The sequence below is a fragment of the Mesorhizobium sp. M7A.F.Ca.CA.002.05.1.1 genome, from assembly GCF_003998335.1.
Lineage (GTDB): Bacteria > Pseudomonadota > Alphaproteobacteria > Rhizobiales > Rhizobiaceae > Mesorhizobium.
This window is the reverse complement of record NZ_RZQI01000736.1, coordinates 1-3052: the sequence shown is the minus strand read 5'-3', so window position 1 is coordinate 3052 and position 3052 is coordinate 1. Positions and strand designations below refer to the sequence as shown.

General features: G+C 65.1%; 3 protein-coding genes. 1 reads left to right on the top strand and 2 read right to left on the bottom strand.

All coding sequences use genetic code 11. The features are described from left to right. Together EN939_RS27550 and EN939_RS27545 are read right to left on the bottom strand one after the other, a co-directional pair. The coding region (locus EN939_RS27550) for a LysR substrate-binding domain-containing protein (RefSeq protein WP_164751270.1) at nt 1-674 on the bottom strand (674 nt) is incomplete at its 3' end. 2 nt (nt 675-676) lie between these two features. Continuing rightward, complete coding sequence (locus EN939_RS27545) at nt 677-1873, bottom strand: amidase (protein WP_127270878.1); 1197 nt, start codon at nt 1871-1873, stop codon at nt 677-679. A 540-nt stretch (nt 1874-2413) separates the two neighbouring features. On the opposite strand from EN939_RS27545, the gene EN939_RS27540 reads away from it, so the two are divergent. Beyond that, a partial coding sequence (locus tag EN939_RS27540) for an alanine racemase (protein ID WP_206528353.1) occupies nt 2414-3052 on the top strand: 639 nt, incomplete at its 3' end.

Here is a 3052-nt window from a genome sequence, read left to right as displayed (position 1 = left end):
ATCGGGCTGTTGACCTCGACCGGACCGGACACCGAAACGCTCACCGGATCGCCATTGTCGCCCTTGAACGGCCAGTTGTTCAGTCCGCGGCCATTGGTGTCGACGATGCAAGGCATGCGGCTGAGATCCTGCGGCCTTGTCGGCATGCCATGCCTGGCGATCAGTTCGGGGGAGGCGCAGAGCTTTATCGAAAACGGCGCCAGCCGCCTGGCGATCAGCGACGAGTTCTCCAGCCGCGAGATGCGCACCGCAAGATCGAAGCCCTCCTCGACCAGATCGACGAAGCGGTCGTCGAGCTGGATGTCGAGCACGATGTCGGGATGCTGCTTGGCGAAGTCGATCAGCGACTGGCCGATCGGCGCGTCGGCGAAGGTGCGCGGCGCCGACAGCTTGATCCGGCCGCGCACGTCGCCGGAGGATTCACGCACCGCGTCGGCCAGGCTGTCGACCTCGCGCACGATCTCCGAGGCGCGCCGGTAATAGGTATGGCCGGCCTCGGTCATCGAGAACTGGCGCGTGGTGCGGTTGAGCAGCAAAGCGCCGAGTTCGTCCTCCAGCTCGCGCACATATTTCGACAGCAAGGCCTTGGAACGACCGATCTTGCGCGCCGCCGCCGAAAAGCCCTCGGCCTCGACCACGTCGATGAAGGCACGCATGCGCGTCAGTGTGTCCATGGTCAGGCCTTTCGTGCCGCGTCGAGAAGTTTCCGGCCGAGCCGTATCAGGGCAATGTCGCTGCCGGAAGGGCCAAGCAGCGACAGGCCGAACGGGGCGCCGGCGACCGAGCCGACGGGCAGCGTGATCTGTGGAAAACCAGACAGGCCGGCCAGGCACAGAAGTTGGAGCGCCCGTTCGCGATAGGCCTGGAACTGCTCCGGCGTGCTGTCCACGTAAGGCGCCGGACCAGGCACGGTCGGCAGGACAAGGAAGCCGTTCCTGCCGAGCAGGGCGTTCAGTTCGCCGCGAAAGGTCAGACGTCGCACCTTCTCGGCCTGGGCTGTCCTGTCATCGACGGCACGGCCAAAGCCGAAACGCTCCTCGACACCGGGGCCGAGGCCGCGCTCGCCGCTGGTGATCCATTCGCCATGCACCGCCCAGGCCTCCCTGGCCTGCAGCCGGCGAAAGCACCAATAGAGTTCATCGGGAGATGAGGAGAAGCGGATTGCCGGCGTCGCCGGCACGCCGAAGACCGCGCCCGCCAGCCCCTTCATTTCACCATATTCGGCCAGCGCCGGGCGGGCGACCAATCCATCCAGCCAATCCAGCGCCAGCGGCCGGTCCAACACGTGCTGGTGCGGATCGCGGCCGAGCAGCAGCTTGCCGACGGTCTCGTAGGTCTCGATGTCGTCGGCGAACCAGCCGAACGTGTCGAGGCTCGGCGCCAGCTTCATCGTGCCGTCGAGCGGAATGCGGCCATGCGTGGTGCGCAGCCCGATCAGTCCGCAAAAGCTCGCCGGGGCGCGGATCGAGCCGCCGGTGTCTGAGCCGGTGGCGATATCGGCCAGCCTGCCCGCCACCGCCGCCGCCGACCCCGATGAGGAGCCGCCGGTGACGCGGTCGGGTGCCGCCGGGTTCACCGGAAACGAGAAATGCGCATTCTGGCCGAACAACGCGAAGGCAAGCTCGTCGGTCTGCGTCTTGCCGACGAAGCGTGCGCCAGCATCGAGGATCATCTGCACGGCGGGTGCGGTGCGCGAGGCTGCGTGGCTTTCGGCGAATTTTTGCAAATTGCCGCAACCGGTGCGGTAGCCGGCGACGTCGTAGATGTCCTTGACGGCCAGCCGCAGGCCGGCCAGCGGGCCTAGCTGGGCATGTGCCACTGGCATCTGGCGAAGATCGAGAAAGGCGTTGAGAGGGCCGTGCGTGCCTGTCATCGTTCGATATCCGGATACGGTTGCCGCAACATTGTTCGACACCAGAAATTTTACAACCTGCGATACGATTTTTATTGATTGTGAAAGTCTTCGCCCTTATATCGCGCTTGCCCAAAGTCGCACGTGCCTGTGGGTGTCCGCCGATCCTCGAATGGTGAGGGAAATCGGTAAGGTAACTGGAGCCAACCCCTCCAGTCGGTCTAGCGGCCAACCGCCAGCCCGAGGACACCTTGAAGCAACGACGGTGCGGGCCTTTCTGGTGTTCTGCCGGTTGTCCAAAAACCGGGGTTACTGAAGAGGCACACCTTCATTGCCGGCAGTGCGGACGGGTCTCCCATCCAAGCCAAGGCAGACAAAGCGAACCGAGGCCGGGCAAGGCCAAGGTTCACCGCCGCGAGACGGCGCTTCATGGTTCCGGGGTCTCCACCGGCTGGTTCCATGGATATCCGTCCCGCCTTTGTCCACCGCGTGTTCGCGAGGCTGACAGCCCGCGTCCCGCAGCCTTATTGCGCGCCGAAAGGCGCTGATGGAGAGACCCCGATGGCCACCCAGCGCATCCTTGACTTCCTCGCCACCCGACGTCCGACCGGTCCCTGCCTCGTCGTCGACCTCGATGTCGTGCGCGACAATTTCCGCGCCTTCGAGAAGGCGCTGCCCGATTCAAAAATCTACTATGCGGTGAAAGCAAACCCGGCGCCGGAAATCCTGCGCCTGCTTGCTGCGATGGGCTCGTCCTTCGACACCGCTTCCGTTGCCGAAGTCGAGATGGCGATGGACGCCGGTGCGCCGGCGGACCGCATCTCCTTCGGCAACACCATCAAGAAGGAGCGTGACATCGCACGCGCCTACCAGCTCGGCATCCGCCTGTTCGCCGTCGATTGCGTCGAAGAGGTCGAGAAGATCGCTCGCGTCGCTCCAGGCGCGCGCGTGTTCTGCCGCGTGCTGACCGATGGCGAGGGCGCGGAATGGCCGCTGTCGCGCAAGTTCGGCTGCGTGCCAGCGATGGCCGTCGACGTGCTGCGCCATGCCAAGGGGCTCGGCCTCGACGCCTATGGCGTGTCGTTCCATGTCGGCTCGCAGCAGACCGACCTGACCGCCTGGGACCGTGCGCTGGCCGACGCCAAGGTGGTGTTCGCGACGCTCGCCGAAGAAGGCATCGTGTTGAAGATGGTCAATATG